Origin of the sequence: Aliivibrio fischeri, from assembly GCA_038993745.2 — a bacterium.
GTDB lineage: Bacteria > Pseudomonadota > Gammaproteobacteria > Enterobacterales > Vibrionaceae > Aliivibrio > Aliivibrio fischeri_B.
This window is the reverse complement of the sequence record CP160630.1, coordinates 848,227-873,894: the sequence shown is the minus strand read 5'-3', so window position 1 is coordinate 873,894 and position 25,668 is coordinate 848,227. Positions and strand designations below refer to the sequence as shown.

Sequence of the window (25,668 nt, the reverse complement as noted above, 5' to 3'; positions counted from 1 at the left end):
GGTTTTTTTTATTATTATTTACACACCAGATCTTTGTTACGGTTTTTAGATCTTTATAAGCGTTCATCATGTTCTCTTTTTTAACGAAACGCTTAGGCGGTGTTAATACCTTTAATTGATAATCTTTACTCTCTGGGCTTATCGCTTCAGTTGGTGTCACCACAACCACGTTCAGGTTTGGATTAAGTTTTAGAATCTGCGCTGCGGTCCCTAATCCGTTTTCAATATGGAATTTACCAGCAATATGCACGACTTGTGAATTTGGGTGCTGACCGATGTAGTTAACAATGCTTTCAGCCATAGTTGCGTCCCATGTTATTTGAGCGGCATACTGTTTTTTGGTTTGAGATTCATCTCCATGGTGCATTGAATTAAAGAATTTCGTTTTATATGCAGAATCAGCTGTATCTATGTTAGCGGCAAGCCATGTACGCTCGGTGTCATTGAGTTTGTCGAGATAACCAATACCTTGCTGACCGATACATTTTACAATCGGTTTTGGCGCGTTTGATGCAATAACATCACGTTGATAAAATTTGGCTAATTCAACTAACGGACGGTAATCACTTTCATAATTTGGCCAAGCGTTCGCTTCTTTCATTAAGGTCTGTTCACCAATTTCCCCTGAGAGATATTGAGTGAGAATGTCTTGTTTATCACGGGTAAATTGTTCCATTGATAACGCTAAATTTGGGTTTTCCTGTGCTAATTGTTTAAATAAATCCGTTTGGAAACGATGAACACCGGCATGTGTGTGCCATTCACCAATTAAAACAACATCAGCATTGCGTATTTCATCAGGTAGAGAGGTAAGCGTAATGACGTCACTACTAGGTGAAAGCAGTTGGTAATCGTAAAAGCTCTCTACAGAAGGTTCAACGTCAGCCTTTTGGTGAATGTTTTGACTACATCCTGACAAAAGCAGTAATGAAATAAGTGACAGTAGTGGTGTGGATTTCATAATAAGAATTCATTAGATAACAAACCTATAGCTTAGGTTAAATGGAAATGATTATCAATATAAATAAGAATCATTCTCAATGTGTGTGATGAATTTAAAATTTACAGAATGGTAGTTTTAACTCTGTCACAGTAATGTCATAGCAGGTTTGTATAATCAGAACACTCATATACTCAAATAAGGAAATGATAGATGAGTAATAATTATCTCGATAAAATAAAATATCGTGAAGAGATGGAATTAGAATGGCTAGATGCAATTGAAGCCGGTCTGTATTTCCATAATTCAATGGAAGTTGAGTGCGACTTAGACGCAACACTCAACGATTAATTTCCCCAAGCTAGTTTTCTAGCGTTTATTTAGGCAAGAACGAGATAGATTTTCCTTCTGCAGTCAGAATGGATATCTGTGTTGGCTTGCCTTTATCATCTAACTTTAACTCTCCAATCGCACTTTGATTAATCAACTTATGCTGATTTGATGTTGATGGATCTCGCTTTGACACCAATAGATTTTTTCGTTTTGTAAACCAGTTTAAAGGTGAGTGCGGACTATAAAGAATACGGTCCATAAAATCACAAAAACGTAAGAGAGCATTAGGGAATTCATTTTTGAATCCACTGCACGTAATTTGGTAAATATCAGGGCTTGATTTGCTGTGACGTACATTAATATCGTAGGCAAATGAGTAGTGCACATCGCCAGATAGAATAACAAAGTTTTGGGGTGTTTTAGGGTGAGTTAAAATACTCAGCAAGGTATTTGCAGAGCCTGGGTGTGCCATCCAGTTTTCAGCATCAATAACCAAAGGTTGACCTAGCAATGTCATGGTTTTTTGTAATGCTTCAATAAATTTAACCCCAAAAATGGGTGCCGCTGACACAATAATGATCGACTCTTGATCAATTAACTCGTGTTGTAAATCGAGTAAAGCCTCCCAATCCATTAATCCAGAAGGCTTATTGGTATTTGATTCTGATCGCCAACGACGAGTACGAGTATCTAGAACCACAACTTTCGGAGTAGTATGAATTGAGTAATGCCATTGTTCAAAGCGAGTTAGAGTCCAAATTAATTTTTGATGTTGTTCATTGTTATATTGAGAAAAAAGATCTCTAAATGCATCTAAAAACTCAGCATCAAACTGCTCTGGGTTATTTCCCCAACCCTGACAGAGAAAGTAGCTAATTAATCCATTACCAATGACTTGAGATGCAAGTGGGTGGCCGTTTACGGCATTCTCCCAACCAATGGTTAGATTCCAATCATCAGTAACATCATGGTCATCAAAAATCATATAAGTCGGTATGTGCGCAAATAATTGCTGCGCATCAGTTAGTCCATCGACAAAAAGATCAATTTGTTGTTTCTCTTGTTGCCACATCTTTTGCCATTTACCCTCTAAATTAGGGTGTTTTTCTGGTAAAGAAATCGTTTCCCAAAGCGTTGGAGACCATACTAATAAGTACATAACAAAGAACTCAGAGATACTTATTAAATGATTTTCATGCTTAGTCGAACTGAATATTGGACGAGAGCGATACAAATTGCAGCGAGATAAAAAATTATTCTTCTCTACGTAATGAGGTAGGATTTTATCTCTATGATACAAATTATGAGGGTGCACAAAGAGCTCTGAGCAATTTTGTATTTCAGAGTGGGGCAAGGTTTCTTCAAATAAACCCAGTTTAGGTATCACTTGCTGGATAGCGTAAAGCATTGGTCCTGCCACATCATCGGCATAGATTTGGTCACCACTCATCATCAATAGGCTTGCTCTTTCTTCTGGTTGCTGCGCTTGATGCTGCTGATTAGCAATAACTAAACTGTCTTTACTTGCATAGTGTGGGTTGCGGCACGAGCCATGTAACACGTAGTCGGCTGTATTTTTGATGATGAGTGTAAATGAAGATTCATTATCATACAGAGCATGAGGTAATAGTTTTGAGAGCAATCCATATTGAGTATCAATATCGTAAGAGATAGCTTCGTTTGCAGGGAATGTAGCTTGGCAATGTAAAAGATAAACCCATGCGTTGGTTCCTAATTGGATGCCTTGCGATGGGGTTATATCGAAGCATTGCTGATGCCCTTTAACAGTAATGAGTACTTTCCCTGTTAATTGTTGAGATGTTGAAATCCACAAATTAATTTCACTTTCTGAGGATTTTCGAACAATAGGACCTGCAAGAACAAAAGGTAAAGGCATCGATTAATACATCTCTTAGTAATAGATGTATTAATCATACTCAAGCGTGGTTAACTTGCAATATCCAGTTGTTTTGCTTGCTTATAAACCTCGACAACTTTGATTCTTTGCTGAGCGTGATCAACAATTTGATCAGGATAGTTACCCGATTTCAATAACGGTGCAGGATTAGGATGGTGAATTTCCTTGTTGCTCAGCGCTTTTAATTCAGGAAGCCAATGTTTAATAAAGATGCAATCCGCATCAAATTTTTTTCCCTGAGTTATTGGGTTAAAGATACGAAAGTAAGGAGAACTGTCACATCCAACAGACGCACACCATTGCCAACCACCATTGTTCGATGCAAAATCACCATCAATTAACTTTGACATAAAGTATTGTTCGCCCCAACGCCAATCAATGTGTAAATCTTTAACTAGAAAACTGGCGGTGATCATGCGTAATCGGTTATGCATCCAACCTGTGGTATTTAACTGTTTCATTGCTGCATCAACAATCGGGAAGCCTGTTTCACCTTTACACCAGCGTTCAAAATTGTCTAGGTTGTTATCCCACTCAATGTATTTATCATAAGAAAGAAATGCCTGATTTTTTGATAAATTAGGATAAAAATGAAGTAGGTGCGTATAAAATTCACGCCATATTAACTCATCAAGCCAAATGTCCTCTCCTTGATTTAATTCATAATTCGCTTCTAGGTGCAAACGCAACGCACATTGCTTTGCTGATATAGCGCCGATGGCCAAATAAGGGGATAACTGACTTGTGCCTTGTATCTCGAGATAATCTCGATTGTTATGGTATTGGCTTACTTTTTGACGGCAAAATTGACGTAATATATCAATAATTGCTTTTGTCGAAACCGGCCAACTTCCACTTTCATTTGAAGATGAAAAAGCAAAAGAGTCATCATTATTTAGGAATAGCTTTTTAATCAATTTGGGGTCACACAGAACGGATCTCCCGGTTTTGGTAATGTGTGGCTGTTGTTGATAAAACGAGGCTTTCCACGCTTTTTTAAATGGCGTGAATACTTTATAAGGCTGTTGAGTTCGGTTAATGATAGTACCAACGGGTAGTATGCATTTGGCGTCGAAAAAATAGCAGTTTGTATTGAGTAATGATTCGTATACTTGAGTATCACGAAGTCGTTCATCATGCTCGTATTCTTTGTTTGCAAATAATGCATTAACACTGAGTTCACTAAATAGCGCAGTTATCTTCGCTGGTATCTCTGAAAATAAAGGGCTAGAAATAATGATTAATGGAATATTGAGTTGCTCTAATTCATTTTTTAATTCCACTAACCGCCTTTTGATTAAATCGATTTGAATCGGCGCTTTATTGTGTTTTTTCCATTGAGATTCAGAATAAATAAATAGAGCAAAAGTAGGCTGCTGATTCTCAATAGCAGCCTGTAATGCTGGGTTATCAATGGTTCGCAAATCGTGTCGGAACCAAACACATTGTAAGTTGTGTTTATAATCCATAGCGTAATCTTAGCTCTTGTGGGTAAGGGTTTAAGAAAGATTGTTGTTTTAAGTAATCATTATTGTGCATACTTAAATGGTGTTTAATCAAAGTGATAGGAGACAACAAAGGCAATAAACCTTGATTATACTCTTGAATGAGCTCAGCTAAAGCCTGCTTCTGAGGTGAATCTAAATCTTTCTTGAAATAACCTTGTAAGTGCATTAATACGTTGGTGTTATTTTTACGGGTAGCTCGAATACTCATAGTCTGCATTAACTGAGTTCGGTATAGATTGAAAAATTCGTGAATATCGTATTCAGCAACACGAGCCACCAATTTACCAAGGTTTTTATAGCCGACAGTAGAGTGGGACATTAATGTGTATTTATAACGAGAATGGAAAGCGACAATTTTTCCTGCGGTAGGTTGTCCATCCATAGACTGATATAAATCGTGTAAGCAAAAAACACGTGTAATGAAGTTTTCTTTTAAAACGGGATCATTTAATCGACCGTCTTCTTCAACAGGTAACCACGGCATTTTTTTCATTAGCGTTCCGGTATACAAGCCAACGCCATTTTTAGTGGCATTGTTCTTACTGTAAACTTTAACGCGTTCCATGCCACAACTTGGTGAATTGGCACAGACAATGTAACCACATAGATCTGCATCCATCAGGGCATCAACGGTTTTATTTGAGAATTCAAGCATGGAATCCGTGTAATCAATACTTGAATCCTTAGAATCAACTAAGGCGATGCGTTCATCGTTTGTCATTAATCTGATGGTTGGTCGTGGTACAGACATACCGCTTCCTACTTCTGGGCAGATTGGTATGTAATTAAAATATGGTGATAATACTTTTGATGCGAATTTATTGCTCTTGTGCCCGCCATCAAAACGAACACTTTCTCCGATAACACAAGAACTGATGCCAACATTAATAGTCATGATAATTTCCCCCATCCATGTACTAAAAAGTATAACGAATTAAAACAGTTTTTAGATCACTTCTTTCTTGACTCTTTTTTTTCTCTCACGCAAACTGGTGTAAACATATTTTGACACCCTTATTATTGAGGAATTTTTGTGCGTCTTGAAGTGCAATGCAAGGATCGCTTAGGTCTTACTCGCGAGTTATTAGATATTTTAGCTTCTCAACATATTGATTTACGTGACATTGAAATTGATAAGTCAGGCTTAATCTATCTTAACTTCCCAGAAATCGATTTCGATGAGTTTAGTCAATTAATGGCGAAAATTCGTCGACTTGATGGTGTGATGGATGTCAGAAAAATTCAATTTTTACCAAGTGAACGTCGAAATACTGAACTATTAGCCGTATTAAGTACCTTGCCAGACCCTGTTTTCTCTATCAATTTAAAAGGCAAGATAGATACAATTAATGATGCGGTAGTGTCACTTTTTAAATTGGATAAAACGTCGCTTATTGGCCAATCAGCAACGGTTTTATTGCCAGATTTTAATGTTCAATTATGGTTAGAAGAATCTCGTATTCGACAACGTGAACCTATGTTGATTGATGGCATGAACTACATCATGGAGATCATGCCAGTTTACATTACAGATGACAGTAACACCTCAATTTTGACCAGTGCAGTTGTCATTATCAAACCCGCTATCGAGGCGCAAAACGCACGCCCATTTATACCTGAATCATCAAATTTAGGTTTTGAGCACTTTGTCGGTTCATCAACTAAATATAAACAACTTATTTCTCAAGCTAAAAAACTGTCTGACATTGATCAATCATTATTGATCCAAGGTGAGACAGGAACGGGTAAAGAGATGTTGGCTCGCGCATGTCATAATGCATCTATCCGTTCAGGTAAGGCTTTTATGGTGGTGAACTGTGCAGCGATGCCTGATGATGTGGCTGAAACAGAGTTGTTCGGTTATGCACCAGGTGCGTTCCCTAATATGCCAGAAGGTAAGAAAGGCATCATTGAACAAGCTGATGGTGGTACGGTTTTCTTTGATGAAATCAGTGAGATGAGTCCGCTACTTCAAATTAAACTTTTACGCTTTATTCAAGATGGTAATTTCCGTCGAGTAGGTGAAGAAAAAGAGATCCATGTTGATGTCGGTATTATCGGTGCAAGTAAAAAAGAGCTACTTGAGTTGGTAGAGCAAGGCTTATTCCGTGAAGATTTGTATTACCGTCTAAACGTGCTGTTTTTAGAGATACCGCCATTGCGTGATCGTATTTCTGATGTGGCAACCTTGTTTGATTTTTTTGTAGCGCAACTAAGTAAAGAGCTAGGAATTGTTAAGCCAAGCATAGACGAAGAAGTATACGATTATTTAGCCAGTTACACATGGCCGGGTAATGTACGCCAGCTTAGAAGCACAACATTAAAAGCATTAACGCAAATGGATAGAAATCAACTATCTACCTCTCATTTTATGCTTCCAATTGTTGATAAAAATGCGCCAAGAAGTCTTAATATTAATACTGATGGTTCACTGGATGAAATCATGAAATCTTATGAGTCGAGTATTTTATCTAGTTTATATAATGAATTTCCATCGAGTCGTAAGTTAGCCAAGCGTTTAGGTGTATCACATACTGCAATTGCAAATAAATTGCGTGATTATGGAATTGGTAAAAAATAGAGAGAAACGACATGGATGTAAGTTTTGAGTTTGAGCATTACCAAGTTCGTTTAATAAAAAGCAGTGACGCAGTGACGATTGCCAACTATTTTATGCGTAATCGTCATCATCTTGCTCCGTGGGAGCCTAAACGAAGCCACGCTTTTTTTACACCTGAAGGCTGGAAGCAGCGTTTATTGCAGCTTGTGGAATTGCATAAACATAACTTGGCCTTTTATTTTGTGGTGGTTGATAAAAACGAGCATAAGATAATAGGGACGGTGAGTTACAGTAATATCACTCGTTTTCCTTTTCATGCTGGGCATGTTGGCTATTCTTTGGATTCAGAGTATCAAGGAAAAGGGATCATGAGACGAGCGGTGAATGTCACTATTGATTGGATGTTTAAAGCTCAAAATTTACATCGAATCATGGCCGCTTATATTCCACGTAACGAAAAGAGCGCAAAAGTACTTGCTGCACTTGGTTTTGTTAAAGAAGGTGAAGCGAAAAAGTACTTATATATTAATGGTGCATGGGAAGATCACATCTTAACGTCTAAAATTAATGATGATTGGAAGCCAGAGTAATACGTCATAAAAGTAAGAAAAGTCGCTTCTAAAGGACAAGATAAAGCATCTTATTGAAATTAATCATTATGTCATCACTATTTTGGTGTACTCTATAAAGGTTGATTTCAATTATTTAAGATAATGATAAAGAAGGAATTTAAATGCTGAAGTTTATTAAATTTTTACAGCTGTTGATTTTAGGCGTAGTTGGCGCGTTTGTTATTCAATCAACAATCTTACACGGTATTGGTGTTTTTGCTGAACGCTACGTGATCATGAGCTTGATTCTTACTGCATTACTCGAGCTCGCTATCTTTATTATTTATAAGTTAGTAGAAGATGATTTTACTAATGAGCCTAAAGTTAAATAACGGCAAATATCGACGTTGAATTTGTGCGTCTAAAAAACCGATACCTTTATTGTAAAGGCATCGGTTTTTTTATTATTAGAACAGAGTTTCTAGGGCACTATCAATAGAGTTAACAAGCTTAGTAATGTGCTCAGGTTGAGAAATGAATGGAGGCATCATATAAATGAGTTTCCCAAATGGCCTTATCCAAACCCCTTGTTCAACAAAATGTGCTTGAATTTTCTCCATATCAACGGGCGTGGTTAGCTCTACTACACCAATAGCGCCTAGCCATCTAACATCTGCTACAACGTTATGTTTTTTAAGTTGAGGTAATAATTCAGAAAAGCAGGTTTCTATCTGTTTGGTTTGAGTTTGCCAATGATTTTGTTGGATTAGTTCTAGGCTGGCATTGGCAACGGCACAAGCAAGTGGGTTGCCCATAAATGTAGGACCATGCATAAAACATCCCGCATCACCACTGCATACCGTGTCTGCAACCACTTTACTGGTGAGTGTTGCTGAAAGCGTCATGTAGCCCCCAGTGAGTGCTTTACCAATACACATAATATCGGGTTCAATCTCGGCATGCTCGCAAGCAAATAACTTTCCTGTTCGGCCGAAACCTGTTGCTATCTCATCTAAAATCAAAAGTAAGCCATATTTATCACACAAGCGGCGTACTTCTTTCAGATATTGGGGATGGTATAAGCGCATCCCGCCAGCGCCCTGAACAATGGGTTCAAGGATCATTGCTGCAATGTCATTGTGTCGCTCTGCTAACATGGCTTCTAACGGAAGGATATCATCAGGGTTCCACACTCCACCGAACTTACTGCTTGGTGATTCAACAAACAGATGCTCAGGTAAAAAGCCTTTATAAAGTCCATGCATGGAATTGTCAGGATCGGTTACTGACATGGCAGCGAAGGTATCACCGTGATAACCATGACGCACGGTTAAGAATTTAGATCTAGGCTGATCTTTCGCGTGCCAATATTGAAGTGCCATTTTTAAACTGACTTCAACGGCTACTGAACCTGAATCGGCTAAAAATACTTGTTCTAATCGAGATGGACTGAGTTCGACCAGTTTCTTACAAAGTTCAACAGCAGGTTGATGAGTAATGCCTCCGAACATCACGTGTGCCATTTTGTCGGTTTGATCTTTTAATGCTTGATTCAGGTGAGGGTGGCAGTATCCATGTATGGTAGACCACCATGACGACATGCCATCAACAAGTTTGGTCCCATTTTCTAGATAAATATTAACCCCTTTTGCATGAGTGACAGGATAGCAAGCCAGTGGGTTTAATGTTGAAGTATATGGGTGCCAGATGTGTTGACGGTCAAAATCCAAATCGACGTTAATGCTCATTTATTCACCAATTGTAAACTTTATTCTTTTCTTTAGGTTGACAGTGTATCGTTTAACCGTAGACTAGCCAAGTATAAAAACAGTCATTACATGGTTGTTGAGCCATAAAATAATAAAGGAATTTACACGTGGAAGTGAGACATAACTGGACCGTAGCTGAAGTACAAACCTTGATGGATAAACCGTTTATGGATTTGATCTTTGAGGCTCAATTAGTACATAGAAAATATCAACAAGCTAATCATGTACAGGTGAGCACACTACTTTCAATTAAAACAGGAGCCTGTCCTGAAGACTGTAAGTATTGCCCGCAGAGTGCTCACTACCGCACTGATGTTGATCGTGAACGTTTAATGGAAGTGGAGAGTGTTTTAGACGCTGCGAAAAAAGCAAAAAATTCAGGTTCGACTCGTTTTTGTATGGGGGCTGCTTGGAAGAACCCAAAAGAACGTGATATGCCATATCTATTGGACATGATTAAAGGCGTGAAAGAAATGGGCCTTGAGACATGTATGACGCTAGGCATGATCACCGCCGAGCAAGCCGGTGAATTATCCGAAGCAGGCTTAGATTACTATAACCATAACCTCGATACTTCTCCTGAATTTTACGGCAATATTATTACCACTCGAACTTATCAAGATCGTTTAGATACGCTATCTCACGTTCGTGATGCTGGGATGAAAATTTGTTCTGGTGGCATCATTGGTATGGGGGAAAGTGCAAGTGATCGTGCTGGTCTATTTGTTGAATTAGCGAATCTACCTCAACATCCAGAATCTGTTCCTGTGAATATGTTGGTAAAAGTAAAAGGAACCCCATTAGAAGACGCTGAAGACGTTGATCCATTTGATTTCATTCGTTTGATCGCCGTTGCTCGCATCATGATGCCTGAATCTGCTGTACGTCTTTCTGCAGGACGCGAAAGCATGAATGAGCAAATGCAAGCATTATGCTTTATGGCTGGTGCCAATTCGGTTTTTTATGGATGTAAGTTGCTAACTACGCCAAATCCAGATGAAGACACAGACATGCAACTTTTCAAAAAATTGGGTGTGAACAGTGAGCAAGTAGCGCAAAAACCTGATCAAATTCAAGAGCATGAATTGCTTGATAGAGTGGCAGAACGTGTTGCAGCTCGTCCAAATAAAGATGACTTGTTCTATGAAGCAAGCGTTTAATCAACGTATTCGCTCTGCGCTTAATCAACGTAAGCAAGCAGGGCTAAATCGCTCACGTCGAGTGGTGTCGCAAGGAAATCAGGCCACATTAGTTGTTGATGGAAAAAGCTATTTGAATTTTTCTGGAAATGATTATTTAGGCTTGGCGAGTAGCAAAGAGTTGATGGAAGCGTGGCAAGAGGGACTATCTTTATACGGAAGTGGCAGTGGCGCCTCTCCATTAGTCACTGGTTACTCAAAGCCGCATGCCAATTTAGAATCTCAGTTGGCAGAATGGCTTGGCTTTGATTGTGCGATTTTGTTTAATTCAGGTTTTAGTGCCAATCAAGCGGTACTCTTTTCATTATTAGAAAAGGGTGACACCTTATTACAAGATAAATTGAATCATGCCTCACTAATGGAAGCGGGAATGTTATCTCCCGCAGTGATGAAACGCTTTAAACACAATGATGTTGACCACTTAAATAGTTTGTTAAAGCGTTCATCAGATGAGCCAACATTGGTGGTGACGGAAGGCGTATTTAGTATGGATGGGGATCTTTCTCCATTAGCCGATATTGCAACCCTCACTAAGGAAAATGATGCTTGGCTAATGGTGGATGATGCCCATGGGTGTGGAGTGTTAGGTAGTAATGGTAAAGGCTGTTGTGATGTTTATTCGATAACGCCGGATATATTAATTGTTACTTTCGGAAAAGGGTTCGGATTGTCTGGTGCGGCTGTGCTTTGCAATCAAGAGTGTGGTGATTATTTATCGCAATTTGCACGTCATCATGTTTATTCTACGGCAATGCCGCCTGCTCAAGCTCATGCGTTATCTCATGCCTTATTGATGATCCAACAACAAGAATGGCGACGTGACAAACTCAAAGAATTAAATCAACAATTTGAGTCTGAATTAATGAATTTTGTGGGTGCAGAAAAAACACCAACGCCAATTAAGCCTATTATCATAGGTGAAGCAACCGATGCGATGATACTCGCTGATTTGTTAAAAGAGCGAGGGTTATGGACAACAGCAATTCGTCCACCAACGGTTCCAGTCGGTTCAGCTCGAATAAGAGTGACCTTAAGTGCCAATCATTCATCAGCAGATATTTCAGCGCTGACACAAGCGATAAACGAATTAGGATGAGGTGTTATGGTGAATCCAGCAGTTGCCATCGATATGTTTAATTCAACATCAAATAAAGAAAAACAAGCGATTCAAGCTGCATTTAGTAAAGCGGCGCATACCTATGATCGTTCAGCAGAATTTCAACGCCAAGTGGCAGATACGCTTTTGTCTTATTTACCAACCGATCTAACTGGGCTACGAATTTTAGATGTGGGGTGTGGGACTGGTTATTGTTGCGAAGCCTTGTTAAAACGGGGAGCATGCGTCGTAGCGTTTGATTTATCGTCTGTCATGTTAGAGAAAGCGAAAGAACGATGTGGTGATCACAATATTACCTATATTCAAGGTGATGCTGAAGATCTTCCGTTCATGGATGATGAATTTGATGGTGTCGTATCCAGTTTAGCGCTGCAATGGTGCCAAGATTTATCGGTCCCATTAAGAGAAATGAAACGAATTAGCCATAATAAAAGCAAGGTTATTTTCTCAACTTTGTTAGATGGCTCACTGTTTGAATTGAAAAAGGCATGGTCAAAGGTTGATTTATATCAACATGTTAACGATTTTATTACGCCATCTATGGTAAAAATTGCGTTAGCGCAATCTGAATGCAACAACTTTACACTACACTGCACGTCTGTCGAGATGACGTATTCTTCCGCTCTTGCTTTAATGAAAGATTTAAAAGGAATTGGAGCAACGCATTTACCTAATGGTCGCAGCTCAGGATTATTGAGCAAAGAAAAGCTATTAGCAGTGGAAGAAGCGTATCAAATATTTAGAAGTGAATTAAACCACTTACCTGCTACATATCAGGTAGGCTACGGAGTTATAAGTAATGATTGATGCATTTTTATTGCAGGAACAGATACAGATGTGGGTAAAACCGTTGCTTCAAAAGCGATTTTAGATGCGTTAAACATGAAAGGTTTACGAACTGCTGCTTATAAACCAGTAGCAGCAGGCTCAGAAGACAAAGGCGAAGGCGTTCAAAACTCTGATGCAATCCATTTACGTGCTGTAGCCAATGTTGAATTACGCTATGAAGAAGTAAACCCATATGCGTTATTAATGCCAGCGTCACCACATATTGCAGCAGAAGCAGAAAATGTGGTTATTGATTACTCCGTATTATCTGAAGGTTTAGCTTCATTAAAAGAGAAATCAGATGTTGTTTTAGTTGAAGGTGCTGGTGGATGGCGTGTTCCTGTATCTAAAGATGATTGTTTATCAACATGGGTACAGCAAGAAAAATTGCCAGTGGTATTGGTTGTTGGGATTAAACTCGGTTGTTTAAGTCATGCAATGCTAACTGCTGAAGCGATTCAACATGATGGTTTAGATATTATTGGTTGGGTAGCTAACCGAGTAAACCCAGGTACAGAAAACTACGCTGAAATCATTAAGATGTTAGAAGATAAAATGCCTGCACCAAAATTAGGTGAAATTCCATACATGCCAAGTGTAAAACGCAAAAATATGGGTAAGTACATTCATCTTGAAGCTCTAGATAATTAATTATTTAGTTTACTGTTTAAGTAAAAAGAATAAAGCCAATATCATTTGATGATATTGGCTTTATATTTAGGGCTCACTTGGGCTAGTTGAGTAGTTATAATAAAAAATAACGTGCCCTAAATTTGGTTATCTTTCTGACAAACTGTCAAAAAAATCGTATTTTTGAGACAAAGGTTGTAGCATTTATGGACATTTATTTCCGTTTTTGCTAACCCGTCCTATTCATGTGGTTAATAATATATTGCTCGAAAATCTAGAACATAGCATTTTAATTTTCGATTCTATTTAAAATGCTAATATTTGAGTGGTTATCAGTTATTTTACTGATTTTTAAGGTAAATCTGAGAAGGTGGCTCTGAATAAATTTACCATTGCTCGTGTTTTTTCAGGTAAATAATGCGGTGTTGGATAAATTAGAGTAATAGTTAAATCGGTAAATGATTTTCTGGGTAATACTTCAACAAGCAACCCTTGCTTAATATCTTCTTCAATTAGAATAGATGGCAGTAAAGCGATTCCTTTTCCTGATATTGCTAATTTTTGTAATAAATTCAGATCATCACTAAATAGCTGATAATTTAATCCTTGAGGCAATAAACTTTTATTATATCGACTTGCTAATAAATGGAATTGATCCAACTGAGTAACGTTATCTGGGTGACCATTAACACGTAAATAATTTGGAGACGCAACCATGCTATATGGGATTTGAATTAAACGTTGTTGGATGTAATCGTTATGCAATGGCTCGATATAACTTGGCAATATTTGCAAATCTATATTGCTTCTGCGTAAGTCTAATGATTGAACGTGATGCTCAATTTCTAATTTAACCTCAGTGTTTTCTTCTATGTATTTTTCAATAAGAGTAGAGAATACTTCTGTCATACCAAGAGCAGGAGGTATTGCTACTCTTAATGTTCCTCTTGGTGTTACATGGTGATCTCTCATCAATAAACTTGCGTCAACTAAGGTGTTAATTGGGTTTGATGCTTGTTGATATAACCATTCTCCTTGTTTGGTTAACTCAATTGATCTAGTGGTTCTGATTAATAATTGATGACCTAACGCCTTTTCTAATTCTTGTAACCGACGGCTGACTTTCGAGCGTTGTAGGCCTGAGAATTGTGCAGCAGCACTTATCCCTTTGTGCCTTACGACAAGGACAAAAAGATAAATATCATCAAATGAAGGCAAAGATTTACGGTTTTCGTACACGTTATTGTCCTATTTATAGGTCTTATGTGTTCTATTTTGCCATCTATTCGTTTTGAAATCACGCCTTATAATGAGAGCTAGATCACGTCAATTTTGATTTTATCGAGAATATATATGCAAGCTGCAGAACAAAAATTTAAACAATGGATGCGAATTCTAATTGTATTGTTTCTTATCGTTACCGCTTATTTAGTGATGGCGGATAGACTCACACCATTAACGACTCAAAGCAAAGTCCAAGGGTTTGTTGTTCAAATTTCTCCTGAGGTGTCAGGCCGTATTGTTGAAGTTAACCATACAAATAATCAGTTGGTTAAGAAGGGGGAGTTGTTATTTAAAATTGATGATGAAAAATATCTACTTGCTGTGCAAAAAGCGAAGATAGCGTTAGCGCAAGCAAAAGAACAAGAAGCATCATTAGTTGCAGATATAGAGGCTGCACGATCAAATGTAAAGACAACACAAGTGACATCGAATAATGCCAACCGTGAATATCATCGTATTAAGCGTTTAGCGAATTCTGGCGCAGTTTCAGCTTCAGGTTTAGATTCAGCACTAACTAAACGAGATCAAGCGGCGGCGAACTTAATGGCAGCAAAACAGAAAGTTCATGCTCTTGAAGTGAAGTTAGGCAAAGGTAATGGGCAAAGCAGTGCTGTGTTATCAGCGAAAAATAGCTTGAAACAAGCAGAGTTAGATTTAGAGCATACGCAAGTGGTTGCTCAGAATGAAGGGATCATTACCAATATGCAATTGCATGTAGGTGTGTTCGCAAATGCTAACCAGCCATTATTGACTTTTATCCCAACGGATTCCCTGTGGGTTTCTGCCGATTACCGTGAGAAAGCGACTTCAGAAATGGTTAAAGGAATGAGAGCAGAGGTCGCTTACGATGCGATGCCTGGCGAGGTATTTCCATTAATTGTAGAGAGTCGTGATTATGGTGTTGCTTCTGCACAACAAAAAGCCAATGGTCAATTAAGTAGTGTTGAAGTCAGTAATCGTTGGGTGCGAGATGCACAACGTGTACGCGTTAATTTAACAAGCGATGAACCATTGTCTCCGAGATTATTTGTTGGTTCGCGTGCAACCGTAATTATTTACACTTCAGGAAACAGTGTGATTGATTACATTGGCCATAGTTTAATTACCATGATCAGCTATTTACATTACATTTATTAGTGTGAGGCTTACATGAAAGCATTACGAATTTGGTTTGGTTGTGTTGTTGGATTTGCCATGTGCACGGTATTTGGCTGGTCGAATGGTATGTTTGGTACCTTGTTCCCATTGTTTATTTTATCTAATTTGAACCGCTGGAATGCCCAGATGTTCATACAGCTGTTAATCAGTATTTTTTGGGTAGGGATTCAAGTGTCATTGATCGTTGGCTTTTTACAGCCATACCCATTACTGATGACCGTTGCCGTTGGTATTATGCTGCTTTTTAAATGTCACGCCATGCATTATAAAGCCAGTTATCTATTCGGATACACAGGGCTATTGGTAGGTTCAATTTTGTTGAATTTTGGGTCATATCCAACTTTTGATTTAGAGAACTTTATTATTGGGGTATGGGTTGCTGCCATTATGATGGTGCCAATTTGCGCCATGGCTTTTTATTTGTTTCCTGATCCAATTGAAGCGCACACTCCAATCTTGAAAGTAGAAGGGCAAAGTAAAGATCCAAGAGACATGCTAGAGCAAACTGCTTTGGGGTGGATGGTCGCCATGATTGTGTTTTTGATTTTCGAAATCGCAAATTTAAATGATTCACTATCCGCTCAAGCGTCGATGCTAATTATGCTTTCGCCAATGACATTAGTAGGATCATTGATGATGGCTCGTATCCGAATTGTAGGAACGTTAGCTGGTTGTGTGGCAGCCATGGCTATTCAGTTAGTGTTATATGATTTATACGATAATCCAATCTTATATATATTAAGTTTTGCGATTGCATCAGGTTACTTTTGTAAATGGTTAGCCAGTGAAAATCCTGCGATTAAAGGAATTGGGTTCTCTGCGATGGCAGCATTAACAATACCTATTACAGGTGCCATTCCGGGACAAAAAGACGCATTCTTCTCTATTTTATATCGAGTGTCGTCTATTGTTGTTGCTGTTATTGTCACAAGTATTTTAATTTGGATCTGTTATCGATTAATTAAGTTGTTTCCTATTTTCTTTCGAGGTGTCGAGCGAGAAGAGAAAGTGCATTAAGACATTGAATGATTAAGAAAATAGCCAAGAGGTTTGTAGATTATTATGAATTTCTTGGCTTTTTTTGTTTATGTGATAACGTCTGTGTAGTTGAAAATTATAAAGAAAATACAAGGACAGTCATGAGCTCAATTATAGAATGCATTAGAACCGTAGGGCGTGGCGAACGCAGCCGCAAACCATTGACGTTTGAACAAGCTTATCAAGTAATGAAAGAGTATCTTTCTGGCGACATTAGCAATGATAAAATGGCGATGTTGATGATGCTTATCCGAGTTCAGAATGAAACGGTTGATGAGATAAGTGGCTTTACCACGGCTATTCGTGAATTTGTTCGTAATGTTCAGACTCCTGAATTAAAAGATCTTAATGTTGATATTGATTGGGCGTGTTTTGCAGGCAAGCGTCAGGTTCAAGGACCTTCGTGGCAGTTGTACGCAGCACAAATTCTTGCGAACAAAGGCTATAGAGTGTTAATTCATGGTCACTTACAGCTGGGCAGCACTCGAGAGCACGTATCTCAAGTAATTGATAAGTTAAATATTCCAAGTTGCACAAGTATTGCAGAGACACAAAAAGCACTAGATGAAGGCAATATCGCTTATTTGCCTCTATCGGTTTATGCACCGCAAGTAGAAACCATGCTGTTATGGCAACATGAATATGGTTTACGTACCCCTGCGAATACCTGTGCACGTATGCTAAACCCAGCATCAGCGCCAATTTCATTACGTGGAAGCTTCCACCCAGGCTTACCACAACTGCATGGTGAAGCGGAATCTCGCTTACAACAAGCAACTGATGACTGCTCTGAATTAGCATTGTGTTTTAAAGGTATGGGTGGAGAATCTGAATTTAACCCTAAAGTTAGCCAGTCTCTATGGTGTGCATCAAAAGGAGAGTGTGAAGAACTGTATTGGGAAGAAGCTCTAATTAATGACTTACCAGTCCCTCAATCTTGTTTGTTAGGTACTAAATCAGAACAATTACAGTTAATGGCGAACACCGTTATTTTTAATGTGGCTAATGTATTGTGGGCAAATAAACGAGCAGAAAACTACCCAAGAGAAGAGGCGATTAAGGTTGCTACTCAATATTGGGAAGAGTATGTAAAAACTATCGCTTAACGACACATTTAATGTTCTAGCTATGAATGAAAGCCGTAAGTTAATTTTGCGGCTTTTTTAATATCCCCTTAATTTTGTTTATTACACAAATGTAATAGTAATTCACATTTGGCGCTATTATCAGAGTACTGTAAATAATAGATAATGCTCTCCTAGTCGTTATTTCATTAACTGGAGACCATTATGGCTAATGGATTTACAAGAGATGGTGGCGTTCAAGAACAAATAGATGCCACTGTAATTGATGCAATTAACCGTGCTCGTTCGCATCTTCATCATGAGCACAATGATACGAATTATTGTTTAGAGTGTGGGGAATTAATTCCAGAAGCACGACGAAACATAATACCAGGTGTAGAGTTGTGTGTTGAATGTCAGGCAAAAGAAGATGCGCGTGAAAAAGCATTCAGTGCTTATAACCGCAGAGCAAGTAAAGACAGTCAATTACGCTAAGTATGGCGGTTGCTCCTAATATTCAGAAACAGACCGCCACGTTTAATTAAGTTTACTACCAAAAAGAAGAGAGAAGTTAGTTACGATTAATGCGAGCCAAATAATAGGTGTTGATGAATTCACCATTTCTAAACGCAGAATCAATAGCTTCTCCTTCAATAACAAACCCGAATTTTTTATATAGCCTTAGAGCTGCGTGATTATCGACAAACGCATCAATTTCAATGCGTCTCACATTGAGCCAGTTGTCAGCAAGATCTAACACCGTTTCTAATAATTTACTTCCAACACCACGACCGTGATAGTCATCATGAACCCCCATACCAAAGTGCGCAACATGTTGGGTTCTTGGGCGTGTTACGTGTTCAAAGCCAATATTCCCTACAATTTTCCCATCAATAAGGGCAACATAGCTGTAAACATTGTCAGGTATTGCTGAGAGTCGTTTTTCCCAGAGAGCACGTGATGGAATAGGGAGTTGGAGAGTTTGCGCCTGAGCTTGAGGTTGGCTGTATAATTCACACAACCCATCAACGTCTTTTACTTCTGTTCGGCGAATCACTATTTCCATTACACGTATCCTTGTTTAATTAGTAAGCGTTAAACTTAACCAGAATAGGTATCGATGACAAGTATTTAAACTCATTATTACCATTCATCCTCTCTATTTACCGTTCGTCGCATTCAACGTTTTTTTGTTTTTGTCTTAGTTAACCTGTGAACATCAAACAGGATCATTTAATTAAGGACAGACAGATGAAACGAATAACAGCAATGGTAAGTTTATTAATAAGTGTCATGACGTTTTCAACTCAAGCGGCGTTAACGGATGAAGACATTTCTGTATATAACCAAGCGGCAGCCGGAAATGAACAGCTTGTCGAGCAGGCTTATGATCGTTTTGAGGAATTGATTCAAACAGATGGAGCAACACCACTGACACTTGTCTATTTAGGAAGTGCAGAAACCCTAAAAGGTCGAGATGCCATGATGCCATGGACCGCAATGAAATACGTTGAGCAAGGACTAGCGAAAATAGGGAAAGGGTTAAATTTACTCGCGACAGAAAATGCACCAATTGAAGAACAGACGATAGTTTCTGGTTTGCCTGAGTCTTATCTTACTCGTGCCCTAGCGGCAGCAACCTATTCACAACTTCCTGATATGTTTAATCACTTTGAGCGTGGTTATGATCTCTATTTAGCTCTACTTTCAGAGCCAACATTCCAACAGCAGCCTTATGAAGCGACGGCTTGGATATACGGATACGCAGTACAAGCAGCACTTAGAGCAGAAGACACAGCGCAAGCCGAAGAGTGGCTCGCTGTGATGCTAAAACAAGATAACACCCATCCAGAATCCCTTAACGCTCAATCGCTTATTACTGCAAGTAATTAGGAGATAATGATGATCAGTTTTAAAGGAATAGAAAAAACTTATCAGCTCGGTTCACAGCGTGTGGAGGCTTTGAAACAAGTCGATGGTTTTATCATAAAAGGCAGCATGGTGGCGTTATGCGGGCCATCCGGTTCAGGAAAAAGTACCTTATTAAACATTTTAGGCTTACTTGATATGGATTATCAGGGAGAAATTAAAATGGATGGTGAGTTTTACCCTAAAGACCCTATTGAAGCCGCTAAGTTACGACGTCACCAACTGGGCTTTGTGTTTCAGCGTTTTAATTTAGTCCCCGTGATGACCGCATTAGAGAACGTAGCATACCCACTAGTGTTAAATGGATACAGCAGTAAAGAGCAAAGGATCTTAGCCACTGAGATGTTAGAAAAAGTGGGACTAGGCGATGTTATTCACCATCGACCTGATAACCTTTCTGGTGGACAACAGCAACGTGTCGCCATTGCACGTGCTTTAGTTCATAAACCAAGTTTGGTTATTGCGGATGAACCAACAGCCAGTTTAGATAGCCAAACCGCAGAGACCGTGATTGATATTATGAAAGCGCTCGGGAAGGAAATTGGCACCACCTTTATTGTTGCAACGCATGATTATCGAATGGCGCAACATTGTGATACTTGCATTAACTTATTGGATGGAACCATCAGCAAGGAGGCCGTGTCATGGGCAAGTTAATCTCACTATTACCTTATTCTCTGCGTTTAGCGTGGTTGAATTTATTGCGAAACGGCCGTCGTAGCGCACTTTCTATCTTAATTATTACGATTGCCGTATTTGCATTGACCAGTGCGGGTGGGTTTGGTTTATATACTTATGACTCATTAAAAGAATCCACAGCAAGAGATACGGGTCATCTTACATTAAGTCAACCAGGTTATTTTGAAAGTGATGAAGAGATGCCATTAAGTAATGGATTATCAGAGACATCAGAATTAATTCGCACCATGATGAAATACGATGAAGTAAGAGGCGTACAACCTCGAATTGATTTTACAGGGCTAATTTCTAATGGCGTAAAATCGACGATTTTCATGGGAACTGGGGTGAACGATCGAGAGTTCGATATGAAGGGCCCATTTTTAGATATGAGATCGGGCAAAACGTTAACCGACATTACCTCAAGTCGATACGATGTCATGGAGCCTGAAATTATGCTTGGGGTGGATTTAGCGAGAAACCTCAACGTCAGTGTGGGTGATTGGGTAACTTTACTGGCAACCACCAGCGAAGGGGCACTTAACGCGTTTGATTTTAAAGTGCATGGCACCTATTCAACGGGGGTTCCCGAGTTAGATAAACGTCAGCTTTATATTCATATTGATTCTGCACAAGAGTTACTGTTATCAGAGAAAGTAAGCACCTTATCGGTCTTTTTATTTGATACTGAGAAAACAGCCGAGTTACACCAGCGATTAGATCAAGAGTTAGAAACGATGCCACTTGATTACGACGTTGAAATCACTCCATGGCAAGAGCATGCTTTTTTCTACAACAAAGTGAAAGATTTATATGATCTTATCTTTGGTGTGATGGGCTTTGTTATGGGGCTAGTGGTATTTGTGGCGTTATTTAATACCATGACGATGTCCGTAACAGAAAGAACGCGTGAGATCGGCACGTTATCCGCATTAGGCAGCTATCCTAACGAGATCATTCACTCATTCTTACGAGAAGCGGGCTTGCTTGCGGTAATAGGTGTGATGCTTGGTGCAGTAATGACAGCCTTAACGACAATACTGCTGTTAGTGATTGATGTGCAGATGCCACCACCTCGGGAAGAACGGACGGTTACCCACTGAATATTTATTTCTCATTTGAATTAGTGGCTTATGCAGGCGTTGGTGTTGTGTGTATTTGTTTACTGGCAGCGTACTTATCTGCCAAAAAAGGCGTGAAAAAACCCATTACAGAGGCGCTTATTTATGTCTAAATTATCTCACTTATTTATTCTGTTCGTGCTTGTTGGCTTCCAATCGACCGCAATCGCAACAACGCAACATATGGATAATACAAACAGCCTAACCGAGGTTCAAGTTAAACAACTGGTGAAAAAGGCCGATGATTTTCGCTTAGGTGAAAGTTCAGCAAAAGTGGTTTCTGAGGTTAAGCTATACAAAAATGACGAGCTAGATAAAACTCGCCAATACACGGTATACACACGAGAAGATCGAGAATCTTTGGTGTTGTTTAATTCTCAAGTGGAAGCCGGACAAAAGATGCTGATGCTAGGGGATAACTATTGGTTACTCATGCCGAAAAGTCGCCGACCAATCCGCATTACACCGATGCAAAAGTTACTCGGTGAAGCCTCTGTGGGTGACATTTCAACGTTAACGTGGAGTGAGGATTATCAAGGTGAGTGGGTTGAATCGACAACGTTCGAGCTAACCGATGGTCAAGCGATTCAAACTGAGAAGATTAAACTAAAAGCGACAACAAAAGGCGCGAGTTATTTCACTATCGATTTATGGTTAGAGCAAGGAACGGGTTTTCCGATTAAAGCCGATTTGTATTTGCGTTCAGGAAAAATGGCCAAAGAAGCGTGGTTTATTAAAGGGGTAAGGGAAGGCGAAACCAAAGTGATTTCAATGGTGTTAAACGATCAAATTCAAACCAATCAAAAAACGGTGATTGAATATAAAGAAATTACATCAACAGAGATTGCCGATAAATATTATAACCCTGCTTATCTGTCACGCACCAAACAGTTGGATTTGTGATCATGAAACCTTGGCTAGAACGGCTAGTATATTGTAGTGCTTGGGCGGCTTCTTTAAGCGCTCAAGCCTCTGAGATGACTTTCGAGTGGGATTGGATGCTGAGTGCCGAAACGGTTCAACAGCGAGAGACGGTTTTTTCTCCAATGACAGACAATGAACACCAAGAGTCGTTTAATGGATTACTGGATGTTCAAATCGGTTATCAGAACTGGAATGCGGTGGTGGCTCTTAAAGGTAATGATCTTTATTCCCAATCTAGCAATCAATCAGAAGATAAAAGTGCAGAAGGTGAGCTGATTGTCAGTGAATTATTTTGGCAAAGCAGCATTGATATTGCCGATATTCCATTGGATTTACAGTTGGGTAAAGTAAGAGTCGATTGGGGTGTTGGTTATGGTTATCGCCCGCTGGATATTTTTACCCCTTATCGTCGAAACCCTGTTGGTATACAGGTAGAGGAAGGGGCAGGTGTCGCTTCGGTCTCTTATTTTGATGATCAAGGTGAATGGTCGTTAATTTATACCGATTCATCATGGACGCAACAAGAAGGAAGTGAGTTAGAAGAGCAAAGTGAACAGCAAGGAATTGGCATAAGACGTTATGCGTTAGTGGGAGATACAGAATACCAATGGGTTGCTTATTATGATGATGTTCGACAAGGGTTATTAGGTGCCAGTGTTGTTACTGTGCTAGATACCGCGTGGGAGTTTCATGGCTCGGCAGTGTATCAATCCAAGTATCTTTCTTATCAGCAGCTAAGTATCACACGTTATCTTGTCACTTTAGAAAAAGAAGAGAATGCCTATCAAGCGCTAGTAGGGTTAACTTGGGCAAATGAAATCGGTAGTAGTGTCGTTTTAGAGTATTGGTATGACAGTCGAGCATGGAGTAAAAACGAGTGGAATAATGCGTTTACTGTAGCAACACCGTCATATCAACAAGGTTTTAATCATGTCAATATGGTTCAACATAACATGATGTTTCATTGGAGCTTAGATCCTAACGCATGGACAAGGTGGCAGTGGAGTAAAGATATCTTATGGTTAAGTCAATTTACCCCAACATTTGATGTGCTTTACTCACCAGAAGATAACGGAGTGATAGCAACACAATGGCTAAATTATTTGCTTCATGATTCAGGTGATTCAAGTGTAGAAATGGAACTTGCCGCGCGTTTTTTGACAGGAAAAAGCGACTCAGCGTATGCAAATTTATCCGATAAGCATATGCTATTACTGAATATAAAAGGACGATTCTAATGAGTGAGCGAAAAGAAACGATACTGCAATTAGTGAAAAGTTTGCTGATTACTACGCTGTTTTGTACAGTTATTGCCATGATGACGAGCAATATTTGGCCATCACCATTTTATGAGCATATCACTATTAGTTTAGGTTATGGCTACAGTGCCGTTTTATGCTCATTTGTCTTAGAGAATAATTTTCCCACTTTAAAAAAAGCCTATTCCACCGTATTAGCTATGGTGCTTTCTATCACATTAGGTACGTTTCACGCATCATTATGGCTAAATAAATATGAGGATTTCGCCACCTTAGAAGCACTTCAACCCATTGTATTATTAGGGTTGATCTTTACCGCTATCTGTTTCTATTACTTTCACGTAGCCGAGAAAACCATGTTAGCAGAGCAAGCGTTGGCACTCTCTAAGCGTAAACAGTTAGAGCAAGAAAAGGCGCTAGTATTAAGCCAGTTAAGTCAGCTTCAAAGTCAAATTGAGCCACATTTTTTATTTAATACCTTAGCGAATATCAGCGCGTTAATTGAGTTAGACAGCAACAAAGCAAAATTGATGCTAGAGAAGCTGGCGGATTTACTTCGAGGATCGTTAAAAACAAACCGAAATCCATTAATTACCATTGAGCAAGAAATTGAGCTATTAAATGCCTATTTATCGATTCAACAGATCCGCTTAGGGGAGCGTTTAACGTATGAGATTGATAAACAGATAGTTGAGCCTATTTCTTTGCCACCTTTGTTAATTCAGCCTCTGGTTGAAAATGCCATTACTCACGGTATAGAGCCGAGTGCGCAGGGAAGGCACCTTATGATTCAGTTTAAGCAAGAGAATAACCAGTTTTTTGTTGTCATCTCTGATAATGGCATTGGATTGAAGTCAGTATCACCGAGTAAAGGACATGGAATGAGCTTAAATAATATCAAACAGCGATTGCATGATTTGTTCGATGGCAGTGCTTCAGTTCGCATTACAGAAAATAAAGACGGTGGTGTAAATGCAGAGCTGACAATTCCATTGGATAAATTACTTCAATTAAATAGGGAGTATTCATGAGTCAATCCATTACCGCCATTATTGCCGATGATGAGCCATTATTACGCTTTCATTTAGAAAAAATGTTATCCGATCTTTGGTTTGATTTAGATATTGTAGCGGTATGTGCTAACGGTAAAGAAGCGCTTGATGCAATAGAGCAACACCAACCGGATATCGCTTTTTTAGATATAAAAATGCCAGAATTAGATGGCATGGCATTGGCAGCAAAATTACAAAAAAGTACCGTAGCGCCGTTAATTGTCTTCATTACCGCTTACGATGAATTTGCGGTAAAAGCGTTTGAAACCAATGCGATTGATTATGTGTTAAAACCCATCTCTGAAACCAGACTTGAAGCCACCTGTGAAAAACTAAAACAAAGGTTAACTCAGCAAGATAAACACTCAGCGCCTAAACAAAATCAAGATGTATTGAGTGATCTTTTTGCTCAGATACAGCAACTGTCTGCACAACAACAACCAGAATATTTATGTTGGATTAAAGCGTACAAAGGTGAAGATCTACATTTAATTTCTGTTTCAGATGTTTTGTATTTTAAAGCGGAGGATAAATACGTTTCGGTTTATGCCAAGCAAAATGATATCGATATAACGGAGTACCTTATTCGCAGTTCGCTAAAAGAGTTACAACAAAAGATCAATCCAGATCATTTTTGGCAAATTCACCGTTCAAGTCTCGTGAATGTTGCTCAAATAGAAAAAGTGAAAAAGGATTTACTTGGGCATTTGTGTGTTCACATTGGTGGTGTGAAATTACCCGTAAGCAGAAGCGCTCAAAGTTTGTTTAAAGGGATGTGATAAAGCAAAAAATAACGCCCTATACCAAT

At 39.0% G+C, this 25,668-nt stretch carries 24 protein-coding genes and 2 pseudogenes; 19 read left to right on the top strand and 7 right to left on the bottom strand.

Annotation, left to right across the window (positions count from 1 at the left end):
• Positions 1–14: 14 nt before the first annotated feature.
• Positions 15–961, bottom strand: a pseudogene (locus AAFX60_018040) (ChaN family lipoprotein).
• 192 nt (positions 962–1,153) lie between these two features.
• On the opposite strand from AAFX60_018040, the gene AAFX60_018035 reads away from it, so the two are divergent.
• Positions 1,154–1,291, top strand: coding sequence for a hypothetical protein (locus AAFX60_018035; protein XDF79076.1), 138 nt, complete (start codon positions 1,154–1,156; stop codon positions 1,289–1,291).
• Positions 1,292–1,316: 25 nt separating this feature from the next.
• Here AAFX60_018035 and AAFX60_018030 read toward each other — a convergent pair whose 3' ends face one another.
• Genes AAFX60_018030 through AAFX60_018020 form a run of 3 tightly spaced genes read right to left on the bottom strand, consistent with a single transcriptional unit; the run spans position 1,317 to position 5,594 of the window.
• Complete coding sequence (locus AAFX60_018030) at positions 1,317–3,170, bottom strand: alkaline phosphatase family protein (protein ID XDF79075.1); 1,854 nt, start codon at positions 3,168–3,170, stop codon at positions 1,317–1,319.
• A gap of 50 nt (positions 3,171–3,220) precedes the next feature.
• Complete coding sequence (gene phrB / locus AAFX60_018025; protein ID XDF79074.1) at positions 3,221–4,660, bottom strand: deoxyribodipyrimidine photo-lyase; 1,440 nt, start codon at positions 4,658–4,660, stop codon at positions 3,221–3,223.
• Entirely contained in the window at positions 4,650–5,594 is a 945-nt protein-coding gene (locus tag AAFX60_018020) for a DUF523 and DUF1722 domain-containing protein (GenBank protein ID XDF79073.1), read from the bottom strand. Before AAFX60_018020 ends, phrB begins: the two co-directional genes overlap by 11 nt.
• Positions 5,595–5,732: 138 nt before the next feature.
• Between AAFX60_018020 and tyrR the strand changes: the two genes are divergently transcribed.
• From tyrR to AAFX60_018005, 3 genes are all read left to right on the top strand, one after another.
• Entirely contained in the window at positions 5,733–7,280 is a 1,548-nt protein-coding gene (tyrR, locus tag AAFX60_018015) for a transcriptional regulator TyrR (protein XDF79072.1), read from the top strand.
• Between the two features lie 11 nt (positions 7,281–7,291).
• A complete protein-coding gene (gene rimJ / locus AAFX60_018010; protein ID XDF79071.1) occupies positions 7,292–7,849 on the top strand; it encodes a ribosomal protein S5-alanine N-acetyltransferase in 558 nt (185 codons plus the stop codon).
• Positions 7,850–7,992: 143 nt separating this feature from the next.
• Positions 7,993–8,202: a hypothetical protein gene (locus tag AAFX60_018005; GenBank protein XDF79070.1), complete on the top strand. Its 210-nt coding sequence runs from the start codon at positions 7,993–7,995 to the stop codon at positions 8,200–8,202.
• A 75-nt stretch (positions 8,203–8,277) separates the two neighbouring features.
• Here AAFX60_018005 and bioA read toward each other — a convergent pair whose 3' ends face one another.
• Positions 8,278–9,558: an adenosylmethionine--8-amino-7-oxononanoate transaminase gene (gene bioA, locus AAFX60_018000; protein ID XDF79069.1), complete on the bottom strand. Its 1,281-nt coding sequence runs from the start codon at positions 9,556–9,558 to the stop codon at positions 8,278–8,280.
• 128 nt (positions 9,559–9,686) lie between these two features.
• Here bioA and bioB point away from each other — a divergent pair, with 128 nt between their 5' ends.
• From bioB to bioD, 4 genes are read left to right on the top strand one after another with little or no spacing between them, the layout of a single operon-like run.
• The gene (gene bioB / locus AAFX60_017995) at positions 9,687–10,739 is read left to right on the top strand and encodes a biotin synthase BioB (GenBank protein XDF79068.1); all 1,053 of its coding nucleotides are present in this window, start codon (positions 9,687–9,689) and stop codon (positions 10,737–10,739) included.
• Positions 10,723–11,874, top strand: coding sequence for an 8-amino-7-oxononanoate synthase (gene bioF / locus AAFX60_017990; GenBank protein XDF79067.1), 1,152 nt, complete (start codon positions 10,723–10,725; stop codon positions 11,872–11,874). The genes bioB and bioF overlap by 17 nt, the downstream gene beginning before the upstream one ends.
• Before the next feature lie 6 nt (positions 11,875–11,880).
• On the top strand, positions 11,881–12,702 hold the full coding sequence (gene bioC, locus AAFX60_017985; protein ID XDF79066.1) for a malonyl-ACP O-methyltransferase BioC: 822 nt from the start codon (positions 11,881–11,883) through the stop codon (positions 12,700–12,702).
• 3 nt (positions 12,703–12,705) lie between these two features.
• On the top strand, positions 12,706–13,374 hold the full coding sequence (bioD, locus tag AAFX60_017980; protein XDF80157.1) for a dethiobiotin synthase: 669 nt from the start codon (positions 12,706–12,708) through the stop codon (positions 13,372–13,374).
• Between the two features lie 330 nt (positions 13,375–13,704).
• Here the strand turns inward: bioD and AAFX60_017975 are convergent, their stop codons facing one another.
• Positions 13,705–14,592, bottom strand: coding sequence for a LysR family transcriptional regulator (locus tag AAFX60_017975; GenBank protein ID XDF79065.1), 888 nt, complete (start codon positions 14,590–14,592; stop codon positions 13,705–13,707).
• Between the two features lie 114 nt (positions 14,593–14,706).
• On the opposite strand from AAFX60_017975, the gene AAFX60_017970 reads away from it, so the two are divergent.
• The 4 genes from AAFX60_017970 (at position 14,707) to AAFX60_017955 (ending at position 18,392) form a co-directional block, all read left to right on the top strand.
• On the top strand, positions 14,707–15,774 hold the full coding sequence (locus AAFX60_017970) for an HlyD family secretion protein (GenBank protein ID XDF79064.1): 1,068 nt from the start codon (positions 14,707–14,709) through the stop codon (positions 15,772–15,774).
• 12 nt (positions 15,775–15,786) lie between these two features.
• Entirely contained in the window at positions 15,787–16,812 is a 1,026-nt protein-coding gene (locus AAFX60_017965) for a DUF2955 domain-containing protein (GenBank protein XDF79063.1), read from the top strand.
• 122 nt (positions 16,813–16,934) lie between these two features.
• Positions 16,935–17,939, top strand: a complete 1,005-nt coding sequence (locus AAFX60_017960; protein XDF79062.1) for a glycosyl transferase family protein — start codon at positions 16,935–16,937, stop codon at positions 17,937–17,939.
• A 183-nt stretch (positions 17,940–18,122) separates the two neighbouring features.
• A complete protein-coding gene (locus AAFX60_017955; protein XDF79061.1) occupies positions 18,123–18,392 on the top strand; it encodes a DksA/TraR family C4-type zinc finger protein in 270 nt (89 codons plus the stop codon).
• 76 nt (positions 18,393–18,468) lie between these two features.
• Here AAFX60_017955 and AAFX60_017950 read toward each other — a convergent pair whose 3' ends face one another.
• Positions 18,469–18,963: a GNAT family N-acetyltransferase gene (locus AAFX60_017950; protein XDF79060.1), complete on the bottom strand. Its 495-nt coding sequence runs from the start codon at positions 18,961–18,963 to the stop codon at positions 18,469–18,471.
• A gap of 185 nt (positions 18,964–19,148) precedes the next feature.
• On the opposite strand from AAFX60_017950, the gene AAFX60_017945 reads away from it, so the two are divergent.
• The 7 genes and pseudogenes from AAFX60_017945 (at position 19,149) to AAFX60_017915 (ending at position 25,639) form a co-directional block, all read left to right on the top strand.
• Positions 19,149–19,790 (top strand): hypothetical protein, encoded by a 642-nt coding sequence (locus AAFX60_017945; GenBank protein ID XDF79059.1) that lies wholly within the window; start codon positions 19,149–19,151, stop codon positions 19,788–19,790.
• Positions 19,791–19,799: 9 nt separating this feature from the next.
• On the top strand, positions 19,800–20,483 hold the full coding sequence (locus tag AAFX60_017940) for an ABC transporter ATP-binding protein (protein ID XDF80156.1): 684 nt from the start codon (positions 19,800–19,802) through the stop codon (positions 20,481–20,483).
• Positions 20,471–21,738 (top strand): annotated as a pseudogene (locus tag AAFX60_017935) (ABC transporter permease). The gene AAFX60_017940 and the pseudogene AAFX60_017935 overlap by 13 nt, the downstream one beginning before the upstream one ends.
• 70 nt (positions 21,739–21,808) lie before the next feature.
• Positions 21,809–22,528, top strand: a complete 720-nt coding sequence (locus tag AAFX60_017930) for an outer membrane lipoprotein-sorting protein (GenBank protein ID XDF80155.1) — start codon at positions 21,809–21,811, stop codon at positions 22,526–22,528.
• Positions 22,529–22,530: 2 nt separating this feature from the next.
• Complete coding sequence (locus tag AAFX60_017925) at positions 22,531–23,787, top strand: hypothetical protein (GenBank protein ID XDF79058.1); 1,257 nt, start codon at positions 22,531–22,533, stop codon at positions 23,785–23,787.
• Positions 23,787–24,839 (top strand): histidine kinase, encoded by a 1,053-nt coding sequence (locus tag AAFX60_017920; protein ID XDF79057.1) that lies wholly within the window; start codon positions 23,787–23,789, stop codon positions 24,837–24,839. Before AAFX60_017925 ends, AAFX60_017920 begins: the two co-directional genes overlap by 1 nt.
• Positions 24,836–25,639 (top strand): LytTR family DNA-binding domain-containing protein, encoded by an 804-nt coding sequence (locus AAFX60_017915; protein ID XDF79056.1) that lies wholly within the window; start codon positions 24,836–24,838, stop codon positions 25,637–25,639. Before AAFX60_017920 ends, AAFX60_017915 begins: the two co-directional genes overlap by 4 nt.
• Positions 25,640–25,668: the final 29 nt, after the last annotated feature.

What these genes read in the sequence shown, in the direction of transcription:
- AAFX60_018035 (XDF79076.1), top strand. Translation starts at nt 1,154, where the DNA reads ATGAGTAATAATTATCTCGATAAAATAAAATATCGTGAAGAGATGGAA.
- AAFX60_018030 (XDF79075.1), bottom strand. Translation starts at nt 3,170, where the DNA reads ATGCCTTTACCTTTTGTTCTTGCAGGTCCTATTGTTCGAAAATCCTCA.
- phrB (XDF79074.1), bottom strand. Translation starts at nt 4,660, where the DNA reads ATGGATTATAAACACAACTTACAATGTGTTTGGTTCCGACACGATTTG.
- AAFX60_018020 (XDF79073.1), bottom strand. Translation starts at nt 5,594, where the DNA reads ATGACTATTAATGTTGGCATCAGTTCTTGTGTTATCGGAGAAAGTGTT.
- rimJ (XDF79071.1), top strand. Translation starts at nt 7,292, where the DNA reads ATGGATGTAAGTTTTGAGTTTGAGCATTACCAAGTTCGTTTAATAAAA.
- AAFX60_018005 (XDF79070.1), top strand. Translation starts at nt 7,993, where the DNA reads ATGCTGAAGTTTATTAAATTTTTACAGCTGTTGATTTTAGGCGTAGTT.
- bioA (XDF79069.1), bottom strand. Translation starts at nt 9,558, where the DNA reads ATGAGCATTAACGTCGATTTGGATTTTGACCGTCAACACATCTGGCAC.
- bioF (XDF79067.1), top strand. Translation starts at nt 10,723, where the DNA reads ATGAAGCAAGCGTTTAATCAACGTATTCGCTCTGCGCTTAATCAACGT.
- bioC (XDF79066.1), top strand. Translation starts at nt 11,881, where the DNA reads ATGGTGAATCCAGCAGTTGCCATCGATATGTTTAATTCAACATCAAAT.
- AAFX60_017970 (XDF79064.1), top strand. Translation starts at nt 14,707, where the DNA reads ATGCAAGCTGCAGAACAAAAATTTAAACAATGGATGCGAATTCTAATT.
- AAFX60_017965 (XDF79063.1), top strand. Translation starts at nt 15,787, where the DNA reads ATGAAAGCATTACGAATTTGGTTTGGTTGTGTTGTTGGATTTGCCATG.
- AAFX60_017960 (XDF79062.1), top strand. Translation starts at nt 16,935, where the DNA reads ATGAGCTCAATTATAGAATGCATTAGAACCGTAGGGCGTGGCGAACGC.
- AAFX60_017955 (XDF79061.1), top strand. Translation starts at nt 18,123, where the DNA reads ATGGCTAATGGATTTACAAGAGATGGTGGCGTTCAAGAACAAATAGAT.
- AAFX60_017950 (XDF79060.1), bottom strand. Translation starts at nt 18,963, where the DNA reads ATGGAAATAGTGATTCGCCGAACAGAAGTAAAAGACGTTGATGGGTTG.
- AAFX60_017945 (XDF79059.1), top strand. Translation starts at nt 19,149, where the DNA reads ATGAAACGAATAACAGCAATGGTAAGTTTATTAATAAGTGTCATGACG.
- AAFX60_017940 (XDF80156.1), top strand. Translation starts at nt 19,800, where the DNA reads ATGATCAGTTTTAAAGGAATAGAAAAAACTTATCAGCTCGGTTCACAG.
- AAFX60_017930 (XDF80155.1), top strand. Translation starts at nt 21,809, where the DNA reads ATGGATAATACAAACAGCCTAACCGAGGTTCAAGTTAAACAACTGGTG.
- AAFX60_017925 (XDF79058.1), top strand. Translation starts at nt 22,531, where the DNA reads ATGAAACCTTGGCTAGAACGGCTAGTATATTGTAGTGCTTGGGCGGCT.
- AAFX60_017920 (XDF79057.1), top strand. Translation starts at nt 23,787, where the DNA reads ATGAGTGAGCGAAAAGAAACGATACTGCAATTAGTGAAAAGTTTGCTG.
- AAFX60_017915 (XDF79056.1), top strand. Translation starts at nt 24,836, where the DNA reads ATGAGTCAATCCATTACCGCCATTATTGCCGATGATGAGCCATTATTA.